Source organism: Fusobacterium sp., from assembly GCF_032477075.1.
In the GTDB taxonomy this organism is placed as follows: domain Bacteria; phylum Fusobacteriota; class Fusobacteriia; order Fusobacteriales; family Fusobacteriaceae; genus Fusobacterium_A.
The window spans coordinates 1-3,742 of sequence record NZ_JAWDXO010000074.1 but is presented as its reverse complement, the minus strand read 5'-3'; the positions used below and the strand labels follow the sequence as shown (position 1 = coordinate 3,742).

Annotated in this window: 3 protein-coding genes; 2 read left to right on the top strand and 1 reads right to left on the bottom strand. The window is 27.8% G+C overall.

The genetic code is table 11. From position 1 onward, the window contains the following. Positions 1–105 precede the first annotated feature (105 nt). Positions 106–1,377 (bottom strand): branched-chain amino acid transport system II carrier protein, encoded by a 1,272-nt coding sequence (gene brnQ / locus E6771_RS15845; RefSeq protein WP_316092322.1) that lies wholly within the window; start codon positions 1,375–1,377, stop codon positions 106–108. A 286-nt stretch (positions 1,378–1,663) separates the two neighbouring features. Between brnQ and E6771_RS15840 the strand changes: the two genes are divergently transcribed. Both E6771_RS15840 and E6771_RS15835 read left to right on the top strand, forming a co-directional pair. Further along, on the top strand, positions 1,664–2,023 hold the full coding sequence (locus E6771_RS15840; RefSeq protein ID WP_316092321.1) for an arsenate reductase family protein: 360 nt from the start codon (positions 1,664–1,666) through the stop codon (positions 2,021–2,023). A 27-nt stretch (positions 2,024–2,050) separates the two neighbouring features. After that, positions 2,051–3,634, top strand: coding sequence for a bifunctional metallophosphatase/5'-nucleotidase (locus tag E6771_RS15835; protein ID WP_316092320.1), 1,584 nt, complete (start codon positions 2,051–2,053; stop codon positions 3,632–3,634). The last annotated feature ends 108 nt before the right edge of the window (positions 3,635–3,742 follow it).

Below are 3,742 nucleotides of genomic sequence, written 5' to 3'. Positions count from 1 at the left end.
ATAAAAATAGTATGCCTTAAAAGGAATTCTTCCCTTTCTTTATTATTTTAAGGCATACTTTTTATTTTTTAGTTATTAAATTGTAACATTTTTTCTGAAAAAATATCAATATTTTTTAAAAAAACTAAATATTATTCCTCCTAATATTCCAGGAAGTACCCAAGATAACCCAAAGCTTTCTAAAGGAAGTTTTGAATAAATAGTATTAAATAACTCAATATTAATCCCCATCACTTGCATAGCTTCATAAGCACTAACTATTCCAGTTCCTATAACAGTTCCCACATATACATTGTCATTCTTTATAATATTTTTCATAAAATTCAAAAAAATCAGAGCAATAGATATTGGATATATAAATACTAAAACAGGTACTGCTAATTTAACTATAACATCTACTCCAAAACTTGCAAAAATAAAACTGATTATGACTGTAAGTATTACTATTTTTTCATATGCTATTTTTAAAAGCCCACTGAAATAATCTCCCACTGTTGCAGTAAGTCCAATAGCAGTAGTAAGACAGGCACCTGCTACACATATTCCAAGTACAATTTTTCCTATTTTTCCTAAAAGAAGAGCTACTATAGTAGAAAGAAGTTCTGTACTTCCTATTCCCTGTACCAATACTCCAGTTGCTGTCCCACCAATATATACAAGTCCTCCATATACTATTGTGAGACCTCCTATAGCTATAAAACTTACTTTTATTAAAAATGAAAACTCCTCTGCTGCATCAAGATTTCTTCCTTTTCTTATTGATTTCAATATAATTTCTGAAAACACTATTGCTGCAAGGGTATCCATTGTCTGATATCCATTAAGAAATCCATATTTGAATGGTGTTGCTGCTTCCATTATTTTAGGCTCTCCTAGTGGAGAAAATACTCCTTTAAATATTATTATTGCTAATACTAGAAGAAGTATTGGAGTGAGAATAGCTCCCACTCTATCTACAACCTTACTTGACTTTAATGAAAATAAAATAGTTACTGCAAAAAATATTGTTAAAAAAACAAATTTATACATTTGAAAATTTTCTATATTTTGAGGAACCAACATCTCAAAAGCTGTAGCTCCTGTTCTTGGTAAAGCCAAAAGAGGTCCAATTGATAAAATAAGTGCTATATTAAATATTTTACTAAATAGAGGGGAAACTCTTGTAGCAAAACTATCCAGATCTTTTCCTGCCACTGCTGCTGCTATTATTGCTAAAAGTGGAAATCCTGCTCCTGTCAGTATAAATCCTACAGATGAGACTACCCAATTATTTCCATTAATAAATCCTACTACTGGTGGAAATATTAGATTTCCTGCTCCAAACAGCATTGCAAATAATGCAAATCCTGTTAATACTACATCTTTCTTTTTATACATTTTTCCTCCTAAAAAATATTTATACTATTATTTTTATATTAAGTATTTAAATTTTATTCTTCAATTTTATATTTTAAAACTAATAATTAATAATTGTACCAACAAAAATTATATCAATATTTTCAATATATGTCAATATACTAATATCAACAGACTATTTTTTTAGTATAAAACTCATATATAATTTTTACTATTTTTATATTATTTCTTTAAATAATTCCTATATAATAATACTGAAATTTATTGTATAATAGTAAATAAAATATATTTTTAAGGAGGAAAAATTATGTCAGTATTATTTATTAACTATCCTAAATGCAGTACTTGTATTAATGCTAGAAAGTGGCTTGAAGAGAATAATATAAAATTTACAAGCAGGCACATTGTTGAGGATAATCCAAAAGAAGAAGAACTAAAAAAATATATAAAATTAAGTGGAATTCCTGTTAAAAAATTCTTTAATACAAGTGGTATGCTCTATAGAGAAATGAATTTAAAAGAAAAAACTGCTTCAGCTACTGATGATGAATTGATTAAAATACTTGCTACAAATGGTATGCTTGTAAAAAGACCTTTAATAGTAACTGATGATGGAATTTTAATTGGTTTTAAAGCTGATAAATGGAAAGAATTTTTTAATAAATAAAAATATGAATTTCTTGGGAGGAAGGATATGAATCTTAAAAAATTAGTATTTTCTTTTATTAGTATTATTTTTTTATTATCTGGGTGCAGTAATATTCAATCTAATCCAAACAACAAATATGAACTTGTTATTATTCATTTAAATGATGTACATGGAAGAGCTGAAGAAGGAAAATATGATGGAATAGGATACCCTAAAGTAGCTTCTATAATCAATGAATATAGAAATACTTTTGGAAAAGAAAATGTCCTCTATCTAGATGCAGGTGATAATACTCATGGAACTACCTTTGCAACACTGGAAAAAGGTGAATCTATGATAAAGCTTTCAAATGAAATGAAACTCAATGCTATGACTCTTGGAAATCATGACTTTAATTATGGAATGGAACAGTTATATAAATTAAAGGATATAGCAGATTTTAAATTTCTTACATCTAATGTATTGAATAAAAGTGGAAACTCTATTGGAGAAAAATATATAATAAAAAAAATTCGTGGTGTAAAAGTTGGAATATTTGGTTTGACTACTCCTGAAACTATATACAAAGCCAATCCTCAAATTATTAAAGATTTGGCTTTCAATGACCCTATAGATACTGCTAAAAAAGTAATTGGAGAGCTTAAAAAGGAAAATGTGCAATTCATCATTGCTGTCACACATCTTGGTGATGATCCTGCTACCAAATATGAATGGCAGAGCATAGGATTGGCTGAATCTGTTCCAGAAATCAATCTTATCATTGATGGACATAGTCATACAGCTTTAAAAGATAAAACTGTAGTTAATGGTGTAACTATTGTACAAACAGGTGAATATGATAAAAATATTGGTATTGTAAAAATAGATTTTGATGAACTTGCTTATGGTGAAAAAGCTATCTACCCTGTTCTTTTATCTAAAGATGAAGTAAACAGTGGAAATGATCTGTCTATAAAAATGGAATTAAATGAAAGTTTTATAATTAAAGACAATGAAAAAATAACTGCTTTAATATTTGATATTAAAGAGCAGCAACAAAAAATAATATTAGAAAAAATTGGTAAAACTCCTGTGCTACTAGAAGCAAGTAGAGAAGTAGTAAGAACTGGTGAAACTAATCTAGGGGATCTCATTACAGATGCTATGCTTGAAAAAAGTGGAGCTGATATAGCTATTACAAGTGGTGGAAGTATAAGAAGTTCTATTGATATTGGAAATATAACAATTGAAAATATTATAAATGTTCTTCCTTTTGGAAACTATGTCATAGTCAAAGAACTTACTGGAAAGCAAGTATGGAACATGTTTGAAAATGGATTTAGTAAATATCCTGAAACTGATGGTAGATTCCCTCAATTCTCTGGTGTTATAGTCACTTTTAATTCTAAAAATCCTGCTGGTAAAAGAGTAGAAAAGATAATTCTAAAAAATGGAGAATCAATTGACTTTAATAAAGTATATAAAGTAGCTAGTGATGATTATATTGCTGTAGGTGGAGATGAATATAGTATGTTTATTAATGCTAGGGAAGTAGCTAATTATCCTGCTCTTACAGAAATAATTATAGAAGATATCAAAAAGAATGGTGTAACTAATCTGACAACAGATAATAGATTAATAAAAAAATAGTATTTTTGATTAAAAAAAGCTGAGTAACATTTAAAAAAAATGTTTCACTCAGCTCTCTTTTTTGTATAATATAGTTACCACCCTAATTATACAAAGGAGACATACATG

What these genes read in the sequence shown, in the direction of transcription:
- brnQ (WP_316092322.1), bottom strand. Translation starts at nt 1,377, where the DNA reads ATGTATAAAAAGAAAGATGTAGTATTAACAGGATTTGCATTATTTGCA.
- E6771_RS15840 (WP_316092321.1), top strand. Translation starts at nt 1,664, where the DNA reads ATGTCAGTATTATTTATTAACTATCCTAAATGCAGTACTTGTATTAAT.
- E6771_RS15835 (WP_316092320.1), top strand. Translation starts at nt 2,051, where the DNA reads ATGAATCTTAAAAAATTAGTATTTTCTTTTATTAGTATTATTTTTTTA.